17 protein-coding genes and 1 tRNA gene are annotated in these 15,725 nt (G+C 59.0%); 7 read left to right on the top strand and 11 right to left on the bottom strand.

Annotated elements, in window-relative coordinates; genetic code table 11:
* The first annotated feature begins 233 nt into the window (after window positions 1-233).
* Complete coding sequence (locus tag ACWR1S_RS26075) at window positions 234-1,451, top strand: MFS transporter (protein WP_454565493.1); 1,218 nt, start codon at window positions 234-236, stop codon at window positions 1,449-1,451.
* Window positions 1,452-1,636: 185 nt separating this feature from the next.
* On the opposite strand, the gene ychF is transcribed toward ACWR1S_RS26075, so the two are convergent.
* The 8 genes from ychF to ACWR1S_RS26035 all read right to left on the bottom strand — a co-directional run bounded on the left by ychF (window position 1,637) and on the right by ACWR1S_RS26035 (window position 8,555).
* The gene (ychF, locus tag ACWR1S_RS26070) at window positions 1,637-2,737 is read right to left on the bottom strand and encodes a redox-regulated ATPase YchF (protein ID WP_034156038.1); all 1,101 of its coding nucleotides are present in this window, start codon (window positions 2,735-2,737) and stop codon (window positions 1,637-1,639) included.
* A 22-nt stretch (window positions 2,738-2,759) separates the two neighbouring features.
* Complete coding sequence (gene pth / locus ACWR1S_RS26065; RefSeq protein WP_008079560.1) at window positions 2,760-3,344, bottom strand: aminoacyl-tRNA hydrolase; 585 nt, start codon at window positions 3,342-3,344, stop codon at window positions 2,760-2,762.
* Between the two features lie 171 nt (window positions 3,345-3,515).
* On the bottom strand, window positions 3,516-4,115 hold the full coding sequence (locus tag ACWR1S_RS26060) for a 50S ribosomal protein L25/general stress protein Ctc (protein ID WP_454565492.1): 600 nt from the start codon (window positions 4,113-4,115) through the stop codon (window positions 3,516-3,518).
* Between the two features lie 141 nt (window positions 4,116-4,256).
* Entirely contained in the window at window positions 4,257-5,198 is a 942-nt protein-coding gene (locus ACWR1S_RS26055) for a ribose-phosphate pyrophosphokinase (RefSeq protein WP_003171603.1), read from the bottom strand.
* 45 nt (window positions 5,199-5,243) lie between these two features.
* A tRNA-Gln gene (locus tag ACWR1S_RS26050) sits at window positions 5,244-5,318 on the bottom strand.
* Between the two features lie 36 nt (window positions 5,319-5,354).
* Window positions 5,355-6,206 carry a 4-(cytidine 5'-diphospho)-2-C-methyl-D-erythritol kinase gene (gene ispE, locus ACWR1S_RS26045; protein ID WP_122604795.1) on the bottom strand — a complete coding sequence of 284 codons (852 nt, stop codon included), beginning with the start codon at window positions 6,204-6,206 and terminating at the stop codon, window positions 5,355-5,357.
* A 3-nt stretch (window positions 6,207-6,209) separates the two neighbouring features.
* Window positions 6,210-6,827: a lipoprotein insertase outer membrane protein LolB gene (lolB, locus tag ACWR1S_RS26040; RefSeq protein ID WP_454565491.1), complete on the bottom strand. Its 618-nt coding sequence runs from the start codon at window positions 6,825-6,827 to the stop codon at window positions 6,210-6,212.
* A 3-nt stretch (window positions 6,828-6,830) separates the two neighbouring features.
* Window positions 6,831-8,555: a tetratricopeptide repeat protein gene (locus ACWR1S_RS26035; RefSeq protein WP_454565490.1), complete on the bottom strand. Its 1,725-nt coding sequence runs from the start codon at window positions 8,553-8,555 to the stop codon at window positions 6,831-6,833.
* Between the two features lie 182 nt (window positions 8,556-8,737).
* Here ACWR1S_RS26035 and hemA point away from each other — a divergent pair, with 182 nt between their 5' ends.
* The 6 genes from hemA (at window position 8,738) to ACWR1S_RS26005 (ending at window position 14,098) form a co-directional block, all read left to right on the top strand.
* Window positions 8,738-10,024: a glutamyl-tRNA reductase gene (hemA, locus tag ACWR1S_RS26030; RefSeq protein WP_007951716.1), complete on the top strand. Its 1,287-nt coding sequence runs from the start codon at window positions 8,738-8,740 to the stop codon at window positions 10,022-10,024.
* Entirely contained in the window at window positions 10,021-11,103 is a 1,083-nt protein-coding gene (prfA, locus tag ACWR1S_RS26025) for a peptide chain release factor 1 (protein ID WP_454565489.1), read from the top strand. The genes hemA and prfA overlap by 4 nt, the downstream gene beginning before the upstream one ends.
* Window positions 11,104-11,934 carry a peptide chain release factor N(5)-glutamine methyltransferase gene (gene prmC / locus ACWR1S_RS26020; RefSeq protein ID WP_454565488.1) on the top strand — a complete coding sequence of 277 codons (831 nt, stop codon included), beginning with the start codon at window positions 11,104-11,106 and terminating at the stop codon, window positions 11,932-11,934.
* Window positions 11,928-12,683: a molybdopterin-synthase adenylyltransferase MoeB gene (locus ACWR1S_RS26015; RefSeq protein ID WP_007912884.1), complete on the top strand. Its 756-nt coding sequence runs from the start codon at window positions 11,928-11,930 to the stop codon at window positions 12,681-12,683. The genes prmC and ACWR1S_RS26015 overlap by 7 nt, the downstream gene beginning before the upstream one ends.
* The gene (murI, locus tag ACWR1S_RS26010; protein WP_454565487.1) at window positions 12,676-13,467 is read left to right on the top strand and encodes a glutamate racemase; all 792 of its coding nucleotides are present in this window, start codon (window positions 12,676-12,678) and stop codon (window positions 13,465-13,467) included. Before ACWR1S_RS26015 ends, murI begins: the two co-directional genes overlap by 8 nt.
* 112 nt (window positions 13,468-13,579) lie before the next feature.
* Window positions 13,580-14,098, top strand: coding sequence for an acyloxyacyl hydrolase (locus tag ACWR1S_RS26005; RefSeq protein WP_454565486.1), 519 nt, complete (start codon window positions 13,580-13,582; stop codon window positions 14,096-14,098).
* A gap of 129 nt (window positions 14,099-14,227) precedes the next feature.
* Here the strand turns inward: ACWR1S_RS26005 and ACWR1S_RS26000 are convergent, their stop codons facing one another.
* The 3 genes from ACWR1S_RS26000 to ACWR1S_RS25990 form a co-directional block, all read right to left on the bottom strand.
* Window positions 14,228-14,533 (bottom strand): YkgJ family cysteine cluster protein, encoded by a 306-nt coding sequence (locus ACWR1S_RS26000; protein WP_077574517.1) that lies wholly within the window; start codon window positions 14,531-14,533, stop codon window positions 14,228-14,230.
* A 52-nt stretch (window positions 14,534-14,585) separates the two neighbouring features.
* A complete protein-coding gene (locus ACWR1S_RS25995; protein WP_454565485.1) occupies window positions 14,586-15,077 on the bottom strand; it encodes a DUF2878 domain-containing protein in 492 nt (163 codons plus the stop codon).
* The coding region (locus ACWR1S_RS25990; RefSeq protein WP_454565484.1) for a class I SAM-dependent methyltransferase at window positions 15,070-15,725 on the bottom strand (656 nt) is incomplete at its 5' end. The genes ACWR1S_RS25990 and ACWR1S_RS25995, both read right to left, overlap by 8 nt.

Below are 15,725 nucleotides of genomic sequence, written 5' to 3'. Positions count from 1 at the left end.
CCCGCTCTGTAGGCCGGCTCTGTAGCGAAACTTCCCATTGTCGGTGCCCTTTGTAAGGGCGCCGCGTTCAAGGGAAGTAGCAAGGCAAGATTCAGACCATGGCGTTGCGCTATCACTTTGCAATCGACGACCAGCCAGTTAGTTAGCTGGCTAAGGGGATGGCGCTGACGCACTGAAAAATGGCACATTGACGCACCTGCCTGTGTGCACCCATCTGCTGTCCGGAAACTTCCATGGCTATCAGCAACGTTCAGACCGCCGCTGCCTCGGCGCCCGCTGCTCCGCAAAGCAGTCCATTGGTGATGCGTATCATCGGCGCGGTGGCGCTGGCGCATTTGATCAACGACCTGATCCAATCGGTTTTGCCTTCGATCTACCCGATGCTCAAGGCCAATTACGGCCTGACGTTTACTCAGGTCGGCCTGATCACTTTGACCTTTCAACTGACCGCGTCGCTGTTGCAGCCGTGGGTCGGTTATCACACCGATCGGCATCCGAAACCGTGGTTGTTGCCGGCCGGTTCGATTTGCACGCTGATTGGCATTGTGATGATGTCGATGGTTGGCAGTTTCCCCCTGATCCTGCTGGCGGCGGCGCTGATCGGTATCGGTTCCTCGACTTTCCATCCCGAAGCCTCGCGGATTGCGCGGCTGGCTTCGGGCGGACGCTTCGGTCTGGCGCAATCGACCTTCCAGGTCGGCGGTAACGCCGGTTCCGCGCTCGGTCCATTGCTGGCGGCGGCGATCATCATTCCGTTCGGTCAGGGCAATGTGGCGTGGTTCGGTTTGTTCGCAGTGTTTGCGCTGTTCGTGCTGTACCGCATCAGCCGCTGGTACGCCCATCACTTGAACCTGTTCAAGCTCAAGGCCGGTCAGGCAGCGACTCACGGGCTGTCGAAGGGCAGGGTGACCAGTGCGTTGGTGGTGTTGGGGCTGTTGGTGTTTTCGAAGTATTTCTACATGGCCAGCCTCACCAGTTACTTCACCTTCTACCTGATCGAGAAATTCGACCTGTCGGTGGCCAGTTCGCAGCTGCACCTGTTCCTGTTCTTGGGCGCGGTGGCGGCGGGGACGTTCTTCGGCGGGCCGATTGGCGATAAGATCGGCCGTAAAGCGGTGATCTGGTTTTCGATCCTCGGTGTGGCGCCGTTTACGTTGCTGATGCCCCACGTCGATCTGTTCTGGACCACTGTCCTCAGCGTGGTGATCGGCTTCATTCTGGCCTCGGCGTTCTCGGCGATTGTGGTGTACGCGCAGGAACTGGTGCCGGGCAATGTCGGGATGATTGCCGGGGTGTTCTTCGGTTTGATGTTTGGTTTTGGCGGGATCGGCGCGGCGTTGCTCGGGCATCTGGCGGATATTCACGGGATTGAGTACGTGTATTTCCTGTGCTCGTTCCTGCCGTTGTTTGGCGTGCTGGCGATCTTCTTGCCGCGCACCAAAAAGGCCTGATTCACACATTTCCCATTGTAGGAGTGAGCCTGCTCGCGATAGCGGTGTGTCAGTCAGCACATCTGTAGCTGATAGAACGCTATCGCGAGCAGGCTCACTCCTACAGGGGGTTGGTGGTGCGGCGGAAAATATTTCAGGCACAAAAAAGCCGCGTATCAAACGCGGCTTTTTCTTCGGCGTAACGCTTACACGTTGAAGCGGAAGTGCATCACGTCGCCGTCCTTGACGATGTAATCCTTGCCTTCCAGACGCCATTTACCGGCTTCTTTGGTGCCGGCTTCGCCCTTGTACTGGATGAAGTCGTTGTAGGCGATCACTTCGGCGCGGATGAAGCCTTTCTCGAAGTCGGTGTGGATCACGCCGGCAGCCTGAGGTGCGGTGGCACCGACTTTGACGGTCCAGGCGCGGACTTCTTCGACACCGGCGGTGAAGTAGGTCTGCAGGTGCAGCATTTCGTAGCCGGCGCGGATCACGCGGTTCAGGCCAGGCTCTTCCAGGCCCAGGGCCTCGAGGAACATGTCCTTCTCTTCGCCGTCATCCAGCTCGGCGATTTCTGCTTCGATCTTGTTGCAGACCGGAACGACCATCGCGCCTTCTTCTTCGGCAATGGCGCGAACCACGTCCAGGTGCGGGTTGTTCTCGAAACCGTCTTCAGCGACGTTGGCGATGTACATGACCGGTTTGGTGGTCAGCAGGTGGAAGCCCTTGATCACCGCTTTTTCGTCGGTACTCATGTTCTTCATCAGGCTGCGCGCCGGCTTGGCTTCGGTGAAGTGTGCGATCAGCTGCTCAAGCAGAGCCTTCTGAACCACGGCGTCCTTGTCTCCGCCCTTGGCGTTGCGCGCGACTTTCTGCAGTTGCTTCTCGCAGCTGTCGAGGTCGGCGAAGATCAGTTCCAGATCGATGATTTCGATGTCGCGTTTCGGGTCGACGCTGTTGGAAACGTGGATCACGTTTTCGTCTTCGAAGCAGCGCACCACGTGAGCGATCGCGTCGGTTTCGCGGATGTTGGCGAGGAACTTGTTGCCCAGGCCTTCACCTTTCGAGGCGCCGGCCACCAGGCCAGCGATGTCGACGAATTCCATGGTGGTCGGCAGGATACGCTTCGGATTGACGATGGCTGCCAGTGCTTCCAGACGCGGATCCGGCATCGGCACGATGCCGCTGTTCGGCTCGATGGTGCAGAAGGGGAAGTTCTCGGCCGCGATACCGGATTTGGTCAGGGCGTTGAACAGGGTGGACTTGCCGACGTTAGGCAGGCCGACGATGCCGCAATTGAATCCCATGGTGTTTCCCCTCGGAGTAGAGTCAGGCCTTCTGGCTGTGCAGGTTTTTCATCGCGCGGTTCCATTCACCGGCGAGGATATCCGGCAGCACGCCGAGGGCAAAGTCGATGCTGGCATCGAGTTTTTCCTGTTCGGCGCGTGGCGCACGACCCAGGACGAAATTTGAAACCATACTGGCGACGCCCGGGTGGCCGATGCCAAGCCGCAGGCGGTAGAACGTATTCTGATTACCCAGTTGCGCAATGATGTCGCGCAACCCGTTGTGACCGCCATGGCCGCCGCCCTGCTTGAGCTTGGCAACGCCCGGAGGCAAGTCGAGTTCGTCATGCGCCACGAGGATTTCTTCAGGCTTGATGCGGAAGAAACCGGCGAGTGCCGCCACGGCCTGGCCGCTGCGGTTCATGTAGGTGGTGGGAATCAGCAGACGAACATCCTGACCCTGATGCGAATAGCGCCCGGTCAGGCCGAAATATTTGCGATCGGCCACAAGATTCACATTCTGTGCGTGGGCGATGCGCTCAACAAAAAGGGCCCCTGCGTTATGCCGGGTCTGGTCGTATTCGGCGCCTGGATTTCCCAGGCCAACGATCAGTTTGATGGCAGTCACGATAGGGGCCCTTCCTTTGAGTGGTGAGTAACATCGCCGCGATCAGGGAAAGCGGCGAAAGTGGACGAAAAATGCTCATTTACCATGGATGTAAACTCCGCGTTCTCGCCCGCTTTCTCGCTACGTTCCAGTCCGCGATGTTACTTGCTCACTCAGGCATGACAGAGTGAATTACTCTGCTGCGCCTTCTTCAGCTTCTGGAGCAACGCGTGGAGCGTGTACGTTTGCAACAGCTTTGTCGTCGCCGTGAGCCAGTGCAACGAACTCAACGCCTTTAGGGGCTTTGAGGTCGGACAGGTGAACGATTGCGCCGATTTCCAGAGCCGACAGGTCGACTTCGATGAACTCAGGCAGATCTTTCGGCAGGCAGGAAACTTCGATTTCGTTCAGGACGTGCGAGATCTCGCCGCCTTTCTTGGTCGGAGCTTCTTCACCAACAAAGTGCACAGGCACGATAGCGGTCAGTTTCTGGCCAGCTACGACGCGTACGAAGTCAGCGTGCAGAACGTGACCCTTGGACGGGTGACGTTGCAGAGCCTTGATGATGACGTTCTGCTTTTTGCCGCCAACGTTCAGTTCGATAACGTGGCTGTAGGCAGCATCGTTTTCGAGCAGTTTGGCAACTTCTTTGGCCAGCATGCTGATGGATTCAGGGGCTTTTTCGCCACCGTAAACAACAGCTGGAACCAGAGCGGCGAGACGACGCAGGCGGCGGCTCGCACCTTTCCCCAGGTCGGAACGCACTTCAGCATTCAGAGTAAAATCGTTCATTTTGTATCTCCAAAATAGCCATGACCGAGTGGCGTTTGCGACCAGCGCCGAACACGGTATGGGCAAAAAAGCCCCGCCCCGGCAGGAATGCCGGGGCGGGGCGCTTTTCGTCAACGAGACATTTCGAGAAGGGCAGGGCCCTTAACGGAACATCGCGCTGATCGATTCTTCATTGCTGATGCGGCGAACCGCTTCGGCAACAACCGGTGCGATATCCAGTTGACGGATACGTGCACAGGCTTGTGCTGCAGCGGACAGCGGGATGGTGTTGGTCACCACCAGTTCGTCCAGCACGGAATTTTCGATATTCTCGATGGCCCGACCCGACAACACAGGGTGTGTGCAGTAGGCAAAGACCTTGGCTGCGCCATGCTCTTTCAGGGCCTTGGCCGCGTGGCACAGCGTGCCGGCGGTATCGACCATGTCATCGACCAGAATACAGGTACGCCCTTCGACATCACCGATGATATGCATCACTTCAGAGTGATTGGCTTTCTCACGGCGTTTGTCGATGATCCCGAGATCCACACCCAGGGATTTGGCAACGGCACGTGCACGCACGACGCCACCAATGTCCGGGGACACGATCATCAGGTTTTCGAAGCGCTGATCTTCAATGTCATCCACCAGAACCGGGGAGCCGTAGATGTTATCTACCGGAATATCGAAGAAACCCTGAATCTGGTCAGCATGCAGATCAACCGTGAGAACACGGTCGATGCCGACTACGGTAAGCATGTCAGCAACGACTTTCGCGCTGATAGCCACACGTGCGGAACGCGGACGGCGATCCTGACGGGCATAACCAAAATAAGGAATAACAGCAGTAATACGAGTAGCCGAGGAGCGGCGGAAGGCATCAGCCATCACTACCAGTTCCATCAGGTTATCGTTGGTCGGGGCGCAAGTCGGCTGAATAATGAAAACGTCTTTACCGCGAACGTTTTCATTGATCTCGGCTGTAATTTCGCCGTCGGAGAATTTACCGACAGAGATGTCACCGAGAGGGATATGCAGCTGACGTACGACACGCCGAGCCAGATCGGGGTTAGCATTCCCCGTAAAGACCATCATCTTGGACACGCGCAGTACCTAGAGGCTGAGGGTAACCTGGATGAGTATAGAAAATGGCAGGGGCGGCTGGATTCGAACCAACGCATGGCAGGATCAAAACCTGCTGCCTTACCGCTTGGCGACGCCCCTGTATCTGTTGCATCAAGTGCCGAGCACTTGGTTCCTTTAGAGCAGACTTTGCAGCTTGCGGTGCAACATCGAAACGTTGCTGCCTTTGGCTACAAACCCTGTAAGGGTCTCTGTCAGAAGGGCCGAGACTTTATCAGCTTCAGCTTTGCTTGGGAAGCCCCCAAACACACAACTTCCAGTTCCGGTGAGCTTTGCTTCGGTAAATTTACCTAACAAATCCAATGCGTTACGTACTTCCGGATAACGCCTTGCAACCACCGGCAAGCAGTCATTTCGACTGTTTCCCTCGGGAACGGGGCGCACTTTAATGGGCGGCGTGTTACGTGTCAACAAAGGATCGGAAAAAATTTCTGCCGTACTTACAGAGACTTGCGGCACGAGCACCAGATACCACGGTTCTTCGGGATCGACCGGGGTCAGTTTCTCGCCCACGCCCTCGGCGAAAGCCGCATGACCACGGACGAAAACCGGTACGTCGGCACCTAGCGTCAGGCCCAGCGTGGCCAGGCGATCTTCATCCCAACCCAGTTGCCACAAATGATTCAGACCGAGCAAAGTCGTCGCCGCATTCGAGCTGCCGCCACCGATGCCGCCACCCATGGGCAGCACTTTATCGATCCAGATGTCGATGCCGAGCGTGCAACCGGACTGTTGCTGGAGCATTTTCGCCGCGCGCACGATCAGGTTGCTGTCGTGCGGCACGCCGGCGAATTCGGTGTGCAACTGAATCACGCCGTCATCTCGCACGGCGAAAGTGATTTCATCGCCGTAATCGACAAATTGAAACAACGTCTGCAACTCGTGATAACCGTCTTCACGGCGCCCGAGAATGTGCAGCATCAAATTGAGCTTGGCCGGCGAGGGCAGGGTCAGGCGTGCAGCGGTCATGGGTTATTGCCCCAGCTTGCGCGGCTGCCAGGTCTTGATCACCAGCGTCACGTCGAGGTCAGTGCCGTGCAGCTTGATGCGCTCCGGCAACCAATAACCGTTTTGTTCGGTGTAGGCGGTGTATTCAACTTTCCAGCCGTCCTGTTCCAGGCTGGCCAGGCGGCTGTCGGCGTCCAGATTCAGGCGACTTTTAGTGTCCGGAGCCGGCAGGCCACGCACCCACCACGCCAGATTCGACACCGGCAACTTCCAGCCCAGTTGCTCTTCGAGCAGGGCTTCCGGGGATTGCGATTCGTAGCGACCCTGGTTGGCGACTTCCAGCGACACCTTGCCCGGACGCCCGGTCAGGCGTGCGGCGCCACGACCCAGCGGGCCGGACAGGCGAATGTCGTAATAGTCCTGACGCTGCAGCCAGAACAGCGTGCCGCTACCGGAGTCTTTTGGTGCGCGGATGCCGATCTTGCCGTCGATCTGCCAGCCATCGAGACCGGTCAGCTGTTGTTTGTTCGCGGCCCATTGAGCCGGACTGCCGTGGCCCTCGACCGATTCGCGAGCGCCAAAGCCCGCGCAACCGGCGAGCAGGGCGATGAAGCTGAAAACAATAACGTGGCGCAAAAACATGAGTTAAAGAGTCTCGGATCCGGTCAGGCGCTTGATGGTGCTGCGCAGAATGGTGCTGTCGGGCTGATCCTTGAGGAATTTGCCCCAGATTTGTTTGGCTTCACGCTGGTTGCCCTTGGTCCACAACACTTCGCCCAGGTGCGCGGCGACTTCGTGATCAGGGAAACGCTCCAGCGCCTGACGCAGATATTTCTCGGCGTCGTCCAGATTGCCCATGCGGTAATTCACCCAGCCGAGGCTGTCGAGTACCGCCGGGTCTTCCGGATTGATCTGGTGCGCCTGCTCGATCAGCGCCTTCGCTTCAGCGTAGCGGGTGGTGCGGTCGGACAGGGTGTAGCCCAAAGCGTTGAGTGCCATGGCGTTGTCCGGATCACGCTTGATGATCAGGCGCAGGTCTTTTTCCATCTGCGCCAGGTCATTGCGTTTTTCCGCGAGCATCGCCCGGGTATAGAGCAGATTCAGATCGTCCGGGTATTGCAGCAAAGCTTGCTGCAAGACTTTCCAGGCCTTGTCGTCCTGTTTGTTGGCCGACAGGGTTTCCGATTCGATCAGGTACAGCTGAATCGCGTAGTCCGGTTGCTCGTCGCGCTGGGCGGCGAGTTTGCTTTGCGCTTCAGCGGTTTTGCCGTTGTTCATCAGAATATCGGCCTGACGCAATTGCGCGGGCAGATAGTCGTTGCCCGGGCCGACCTGGGCGTACTCGATGAGTGCGCCTTGCGGGTCGTTGCGTTCTTCGGCGATGCGGCCGAGGTTCAGGTGCGCCGAATCGACATGGCTTTCGCGGGCGATCAGGTCTTCCAGATAACCCTTGGCCTCGTCCCAGGCTTTGGCTTCCAGGCAGACCAAGGCCAGTGAGTAACGCAGTTCGTCGTCTTCCGGGTATTGCTGAACCAGGCTGGAGAACTCGGCCTTGGCGTCGTCCATGCGGTCTTGTTCCACCAGCATGCGTGCGTAAGTCAGGCGCAGGCGTTTGTCGTCCGGGTACTTCTTGATGTTTTTTTGCAGTAATGGCAGCGCTTCGTCGCCACGGTTCATCACTTGCAGCAGGCGTGCACGCAGCAGAATCGGGGCGATTTCGCCTTCTTCCGGCGGATGGTCTTCGAGCAGGCTCAGCGCGGCTTTATTGTCACCGTCCTGCTGCAAGAGCAGGGCTTTGCCGAAGATCAGCTGGCTGTTGTTCGGATGACGTTGCAACAACCGGTCAAAACTTTTCATCAGACCGTTGCGGGTTTCCTGATCGGTATCGGCGGCCGACAGCGCGAGGAAGTCGAAATGTGTGTCGCCCTTGCCCTGCAGGACTTTCTCCATATAAACCATCGAGTCGTCATAACGCCCGGCGCGTGCCAGTTGCACGGCGGCGGCGCGTTGCGCTTCGAGATCGTCCGGGGCGTTTTTTGCCCAGATCAACGCGGTATCGAGGGCCGGTTGATCGGCGCCCAGATATTCGGCGATACGGAATGCACGTTCGGAGACGCCCGGATCCTGCGTATTGATGGCCTGGGTCACGTAGTTATCCAAGGCAATGTCGAAACGATTGCGCTGGCCGGCGAGTTCGGCGCTCAACAGGCTGAAAACGGTTTCCTCGCTGAACGAGCTGTAAACCTTGGGCTTTTCAGGCGCGGGCGTGGTGTCTTCAACCGACGGCGTACCGTCCGGCGACACGGGTGCCAAGGCCTGGCAGCCGCTGAGGAAGACAAAAGCGAGGAGCAACGCGGAGGATCTATTCATATAGGAAGAGGACGACTAACCTGCGGTCGGATCATCATGACACAAGCCTTCGGCCAAACATAACCGAGACTCAATTGTGCCCATTATAGGGGCTGACGATTGGGACAATAGTCAGCGGTAGTTGTTCTGAATCTTTCGAAGTAGGACAATTGCCGGCTTCACGTCACCATCAGCGACTTTGAATGGCCTTCCTTGCACTCGGTATCAACCACAAGACTGCTTCAGTAGACGTCCGCGAGCGCGTGGCCTTTACCCCTGAGCAGCTGGTGGAAGCCTTGCAGCAGCTCTGCCGACTGACCGACAGCCGCGAAGCTGCGATCCTTTCGACCTGCAATCGCAGTGAGCTTTATATAGAGCAGGATCAGCTGTCGGCGGATATCGTGCTGCGCTGGCTGGCCGACTACCACCATTTAAGCCTCGATGAGCTGCGCGCGAGTGCTTATGTGCATGAAGATGATGCGGCAGTTCGTCACATGATGCGCGTCGCCTCCGGGCTCGACTCGCTGGTGCTCGGTGAACCGCAGATTCTCGGCCAGATGAAATCGGCCTACGCCGTGGCCCGCGAGGCCGGCACCATCGGGCCGCTGCTGGGACGACTGTTTCAAGCGACCTTTAATGCCGCCAAACAGGTACGCACCGACACCGCTATCGGTGAAAACCCGGTGTCCGTGGCGTTTGCTGCCGTCAGTCTGGCCAAACAGATTTTCAGTGATTTGCAGCGCAGTCAGGCTCTGTTGATCGGCGCCGGCGAGACCATTACTTTGGTCGCCCGCCATTTGCACGAGTTGGGCGTCAAGCGCATCGTCGTCGCCAACCGCACACTGGAACGCGCCAGTCTGCTCGCCGAGCAGTTTGGCGCTCACGCGGTGTTGCTCTCGGACATCCCGGCAGAACTGGTGCGCAGCGATATCGTCATCAGCTCGACCGCCAGTCAGTTGCCGATCCTCGGCAAGGGCGCGGTAGAAAGCGCATTGAAGCTGCGCAAGCACAAACCGATCTTCATGGTCGACATCGCCGTTCCCCGGGATATCGAGCCGGAAGTCGGCGAGTTGGACGACGTTTACCTGTACAGCGTCGACGATCTCCACGAAGTGGTCGCCGAAAATCTCAAGAGCCGTCAGGGTGCAGCGCAAGCCGCTGAAGAGATGGTCTCGGTCGGCGCTGACGATTTCATGGTGCGCCTGCGCGAGCTGGCGGCGGTCGATGTGCTCAAGGCCTATCGTCAACAGAGCGAACGCCTGCGCGACGAGGAGCTGCAAAAGGCCCTGCGTCTGCTCGCCAACGGTGGCAACGCCGAAGACGTCCTCGGGCAACTGGCCCGTGGCCTGACCAATAAACTGTTGCATGCCCCAAGCGTGCAGCTGAAAAAGCTTTCTGCCGAAGGCCGCCTCGATGCGCTGGCCATGGCCCAGGAACTCTTTGCCCTTGAGGGCTCACCGGATAGCTTTTCGGATAAAAAACCGCAATGAAAGCGTCACTGCTCAACAAGCTGGATGTCCTCCAGGACCGTTTCGAGGAACTGACCGCGCTGCTCGGCGACGGCGAAGTCATTGCCGATCAGGCCAAATTCCGTGCTTATTCCAAGGAATACGCCGAACTTGAACCGGTCGTGCACGCCTATAAAAAGCTGCTCGGCGTACAAAGCGATCTTGAAGGCGCCCAGGCGCTGCTCAAGGACAACGACCCGGACATGCGTGAAATGGCCGTGGAAGAAGTCCGCGAAGCCAAGGAATTGCTGATCACCCTGGAAGGCGATCTGCAGCGCATGTTGCTGCCCAAGGATCCGAATGACGGGCGCAACGTCTATCTCGAAATCCGCGCCGGCACCGGTGGCGACGAGGCGGCGATTTTTTCCGGCGACCTGTTCCGCATGTACTCGCGTTACGCCGAACGTCGTGGCTGGCGTGTAGAGATCCTTTCGGCAAACGAAGGCGAACACGGTGGTTATAAAGAAGTCATCGCGCGCATTGAAGGCGACAACGTTTACGGCAAGCTGAAATTCGAATCCGGCGCGCACCGCGTACAGCGTGTACCCGCCACCGAGTCCCAGGGCCGTATCCACACCTCGGCCTGCACCGTGGCGGTGTTGCCCGAGCCGGACGAGCGCGAAGCCATCGAGATCAATCCGGCGGATTTGCGCGTCGACACTTACCGCTCCTCCGGGGCCGGTGGTCAGCACGTCAACACCACCGACTCGGCGATCCGCATCACGCACATACCGACCGGCACCGTGGTTGAGTGTCAGGAAGAACGTTCCCAGCACAAGAACCGTGCCCGGGCGATGGCCTGGCTGTCGGCGAAACTCAACGATCAGCAAACCGCAGCGGCGGCCAACGCGATCGCCAGCGAGCGTAAATTGCTGGTCGGTTCCGGCGACCGTTCCGAGCGCATTCGCACGTACAACTTTGCCCAAGGCCGGGTCACCGACCACCGCGTCAACCTGACCCTGTATTCCCTCGATGAAATTCTCGCCGGTGGCGTTGAAGCGGTGATCGAACCGTTGCTGGCCGAATACCAGGCTGACCAACTCGCAGCGATAGGTGAATAAATGACCATCATCGCCAGCCTGTTGCGCGCCGCCGAACTGCCGGACTCGCCCACCGCGCGTCTGGACGCCGAATTGCTTCTGGCCGCCGCGCTGGGCAAATCGCGCAGCTTTCTGCACACCTGGCCCGAGCGCATCGTGCCGAGTGAAGCGGCGCTGACCTTCGCCGAGTACCTGCAACGCCGTCGTGGCGGTGAGCCGGTGGCCTACATTCTCGGCCAACAGGGTTTCTGGAAACTCGATCTGGAAGTCGCACCGCACACACTGATCCCGCGCCCGGACACGGAATTGCTGGTGGAAGCGGCGCTGGAATTACTGCCGGCGACCCCGGCGAAAGTGCTCGACCTCGGCACTGGCAGCGGCGCGATCGCATTGGCCTTGGCCAGCGAACGTCCGGCGTGGAAAGTCACTGCCGTAGATCGCGTGCTTGAAGCCGTGGCATTGGCCGAACGCAATCGCCAGCGACTGCATCTGAACAACGCCACGGTGCTGAGCAGCCATTGGTTCAGCGCGCTGGAAGGTCAGCGTTTCCAGTTGATCATCAGTAATCCGCCGTACATTGCCGCCGCCGATCCGCATCTGGTCGAGGGCGATGTGCGCTTCGAACCGACCAGCGCGCTGGTTGCTGGTGAGGACGGGCTTGACGATCTGCGCTTGATCGTCGATCAGGCCCCGGATCATCTGGAGGCCGATGGCTGGCTGATGCTCGAACACGGCTATGATCAAGCCGAAGCCGTGCGCGACTTGCTGCTGACGCGCGGCTTTGAAGACGTCCACAGCCGCACCGATCTGGGCGGTCATCAACGCATCAGTCTGGGGCGCCTGCCGTGCTGAATGATCAGGAATTGCTGCGCTACAGCCGGCAGATTCTGCTGCAACACATCGACATCGACGGGCAACTGAAGCTCAAGGACAGTCGCGTGCTGATCGTTGGCCTCGGCGGTCTTGGCGCTCCAGTTGCGCTGTATCTGGCAGCGGCCGGTGTCGGTGAATTGCACCTGGCTGATTTCGACACGGTCGACCTGACCAACCTGCAACGCCAGATCATTCATGACACCGACAGTGTCGGCATGAGCAAGGTCGACTCGGCGCTCAAGCGTCTGGGCGCGATCAATCCCGAGATTCAGTTGATCGCCCATCGTCAGGCGCTGGACGAGGATTCTCTCGCGGCTGCCGTGGCGGCGGTGGATCTGGTGCTCGACTGTTCCGATAACTTTTCCACCCGCGAAGCGGTCAACGCCGCTTGTGTGGCCGCGTGCAAACCGTTGGTCAGCGGCGCGGCGATTCGCCTCGAAGGGCAATTGTCGGTGTTCGACCCGCGTCGTGCCGAGAGCCCCTGCTACCACTGTTTATACGGGCACGGCAGCGAAGCCGAACTGACCTGCAGCGAGGCCGGTGTGGTCGGGCCGCTGGTCGGTCTGGTTGGTAGTCTGCAGGCGCTGGAAGCCTTGAAGGTGCTGGTCGGTTTCGGAGAACCGCTGGTGGGGCGCTTGCTGTTGATCGATGCCCTCGGTTCGCGTTTCCGTGAGTTGCGCGTCAAGCGTGATCCGGGTTGCAGCGTCTGTGGTTCGCGCCATGCGTGAAGCGCCGATCGGCGTGTTCGACTCCGGGGTCGGCGGCTTGTCGGTACTGGCGGAAATTCAGCGTTTGTTGCCCAATGAATCGCTGCTCTATGTCGCCGATTGCGGGCACATTCCCTACGGTGAGAAAACCCCGGAATTCATCCGCCAGCGCTGCAGCGTGATGGCCGGGTTTTTCCGTGAGCAGGGCGCCAAGGCCTTGGTGCTGGCCTGTAATACGGCCACGGTTGCCGGCGTTGCCGATTTGCGTCGCGACTTTCCCGACTGGCCGATTGTCGGCATGGAGCCAGCGGTCAAACCCGCCGCCGCCGCAACCCGCAGCGGTGTGGTCGGCGTGTTGGCCACCACCGGTACTTTGCAGAGCGCCAAGTTCGCTGCGTTGCTGGATCGCTTTGCCGCTGATGTCCGCGTGATCACGCAGCCATGCCCCGGCCTGGTCGAGCTGATTGAAAGCGGCGATCTGCACAGCGCCGAGTTGCGCCAGCTGCTGCAAGGTTATGTCGAGCCACTGTTGGCCAATGGTTGCGACACGATCATCCTCGGCTGCACGCACTATCCCTTCCTCAAGCCAATGCTCAGGACGATGATCCCCGAGGACATCAGCCTGATCGATACCGGCGCCGCCGTGGCGCGGCAACTTCAGCGCCTTTTGGCGGAGCGCGATTTACTCGCTGCCGGCCCGAACCAGTCGGTCAGATTCTGGACCAGCGCCGATCCTGCGTACTTCAAAAACATCCTGCCGCTACTGGGGCAAAGTGCTGGCGAAGTGCAAAACTTCAGCTTGTAAAAAAATTGTGAAATAACTAAAACTTCAGCTGAACTTCTGAGCAGGCGCTAGCTTCTATAGCGAAGAGTTATCTAGAAAACCAAACGATCGTTCCGGAAAAGGAAGTTTCAACGTGAAGCGACTATTCTGCTTGGCCGCGATTGCGGCCGCACTGATGGGGCAAAGTTTTACTGCACAAGCGGCAGGCGTGGAGTTCGCGGTGGGGGCCACCAGCGACTCGACCATGACGTACCGACTGGGCATGAATTTCGACTGGGACAAGAGCTGGCTGCAAAGTGACGTCGGTCGTCTGACCGGTTACTGGAGCGGGGCTTACACCTACTGGGAAGGCGACAAGACCTCCAGTAACAACAGCCTGTCGTTCTCGCCGGTATTTGTTTACGAGTTTGCCGGTCAGTCGGTCAAACCGTATGTCGAGGCGGGGATCGGCGTAGCGGCGTTCTCCAATACCCAGTACGAATCCAATAATCTCGGCGGCTCTTTCCAGTTCGAAGACCGCTTCGGTTTTGGTCTGCGGTTCAATGGCGGGCATGAAGTCGGGATTCGTGCGACGCACTATTCCAACGCCGGCCTGGCCAGCAGCAACGACGGTGTAGAAAGTTACTCGCTGCATTACACGATGCCGCTCTAAGCCGAGCGCATAACCCCTGTAGGAGTGAGCCTGCTCGCGATAGCGGTGTGTCAGTCACAGATATATTGACTGACACACCGCTATCGCGAGCAGGCTCACTCCTACATTTTTTTTAGGGTGTTCTTGAGGTCAGCGGTAAGCAGTCGTGATGCCTTTGCGCTCTTCAATGCACTCCGGCGCGCCCATCTCGAACTCGCGGCAAATCAGCGGACGCTTTTCGTAAATCGTGCACATCATCGTGTCGCGATCCAGCGCCGCGCACCAGCCGTCGTCCAGCCGCAGCATCACTTCGCCGCCCCATTCATCGGTATCGATAAAGCGATCAGGCACGCCAGTGTCGGTGATCAGCATCACTTCAAGCTGACAGCAGCACGCCGCGCAGGTCGAGCAGGTGACCGCTGGTTCAGTGATTTGCTGGTGGGGAATGGTTTTCATGGCGGCAGTGTAAGGCAGTCGCCGACATGCGTGTGAAAGGTCTGACAGACGCTCAGTGTGCCAGCCGCCGCGCCATCGCATGCAGCAGCGGAAACAGCAGCGCCCAGAGCAGGCCGATGCCGATCAGTGTCGGGAATTCGCCGTAGGGAAATTGCACCCCGGCCAGGCGCCCGCCGCCGTAATACGACAGAGCCCCGCCAATCGCCCCCAGCACACTGGCCAGCCACCAGGGCCGCGCGCTCCACGCCAGGCAATGGCGCAACGTGGTCGCCAGCAGTGCCCAGAGCAGCATCAGCCACAGCGGAATCAGCGGCGACAGATCCTGAAATTCGAACACGCCTGTAGCGCGCAATACGCTGTCCACAGCGGTGCCGACAATCACCACACTGAGCATCAATCGGCCTTCAGCCGCCCAACTGCTGATCCAGCGCAGATGAATCACCAACACCGCCAACGCCAGCAGCAGCCACAAGCTGTTGCCGCCGAGCACACAGGTCAGCCAGCCGAGCTGGAACAGCACGGCATTGGCGACACGCTCAAGCATCGAAGCGACCGAGCAGCGGTGCGGGCATCGCGGCCGGTTTGGCCAGCAGCAATTGCGCGGTGCCGATGGTGCGTTCGAGGAAGCCGCCCTCGCAGTAACACAGGTAAAACTCCCACAGCCGCAGGAAATAATCGTCGTAACCCAACTCGCTCAAACGGCCATGGGCGCGGCGAAAATTCTCATGCCACAGGCGCAGGGTTCGCGCGTAGTGCAGGCCGAAATCCTCCATGTGCAGCAGGTTCATGTCGGTGTCGCGGCTGACCACATCGAGCATTTTCTGCACGCAGGGCAGGGCGCCGCCGGGGAAGATGTAGCGCTGAATGAAATCGACGCCGCGCTTGGCTTGTTCGTAGCGTTGCTCGCGGATGGTGATTGCCTGGATCAGCATCAGGCCGTTGCTCTTGAGCAGGTGCGCGCACTGTTTGAAGTAGGTCGGCAGGAAGCGGTGACCGACCGCTTCGATCATTTCGATCGACACCAGTTTGTCGTATTCGCCAGTGAGGTCGCGGTAGTCCTTGAGCAGCAACGTGACCTGATCCTGCAAACCGAGTTGCTCAATGCGTTGCGCGGTAAAGGCGTACTGCTCTTTCGAGAGTGTCGTGGTGGTGACGCGGCAACCGTAGTTCTGCGCCGCGTAGAGCGCCATGC

The sequence above is a fragment of the Pseudomonas sp. AIG genome (assembly GCF_977020205.1).
Note: the sequence above shows the minus strand (reverse complement) of the source record. Positions and strands in the feature narration are given on the sequence as shown.

Coding starts and splice junctions, on each gene's coding strand:
- ACWR1S_RS26075 (WP_454565493.1), top strand. CDS start 234: ATGGCTATCAGCAACGTTCAGACCGCCGCTGCCTCGGCGCCCGCTGCT.
- ychF (WP_034156038.1), bottom strand. CDS start 2,737: ATGGGATTCAATTGCGGCATCGTCGGCCTGCCTAACGTCGGCAAGTCC.
- ACWR1S_RS26060 (WP_454565492.1), bottom strand. CDS start 4,115: ATGAACGATTTTACTCTGAATGCTGAAGTGCGTTCCGACCTGGGGAAA.
- ispE (WP_122604795.1), bottom strand. CDS start 6,206: ATGACCGCTGCACGCCTGACCCTGCCCTCGCCGGCCAAGCTCAATTTG.
- lolB (WP_454565491.1), bottom strand. CDS start 6,827: ATGTTTTTGCGCCACGTTATTGTTTTCAGCTTCATCGCCCTGCTCGCC.
- ACWR1S_RS26035 (WP_454565490.1), bottom strand. CDS start 8,555: ATGAATAGATCCTCCGCGTTGCTCCTCGCTTTTGTCTTCCTCAGCGGC.
- hemA (WP_007951716.1), top strand. CDS start 8,738: ATGGCCTTCCTTGCACTCGGTATCAACCACAAGACTGCTTCAGTAGAC.
- prfA (WP_454565489.1), top strand. CDS start 10,021: ATGAAAGCGTCACTGCTCAACAAGCTGGATGTCCTCCAGGACCGTTTC.
- prmC (WP_454565488.1), top strand. CDS start 11,104: ATGACCATCATCGCCAGCCTGTTGCGCGCCGCCGAACTGCCGGACTCG.
- murI (WP_454565487.1), top strand. CDS start 12,676: ATGCGTGAAGCGCCGATCGGCGTGTTCGACTCCGGGGTCGGCGGCTTG.
- ACWR1S_RS26000 (WP_077574517.1), bottom strand. CDS start 14,533: ATGAAAACCATTCCCCACCAGCAAATCACTGAACCAGCGGTCACCTGC.
- ACWR1S_RS25995 (WP_454565485.1), bottom strand. CDS start 15,077: ATGCTTGAGCGTGTCGCCAATGCCGTGCTGTTCCAGCTCGGCTGGCTG.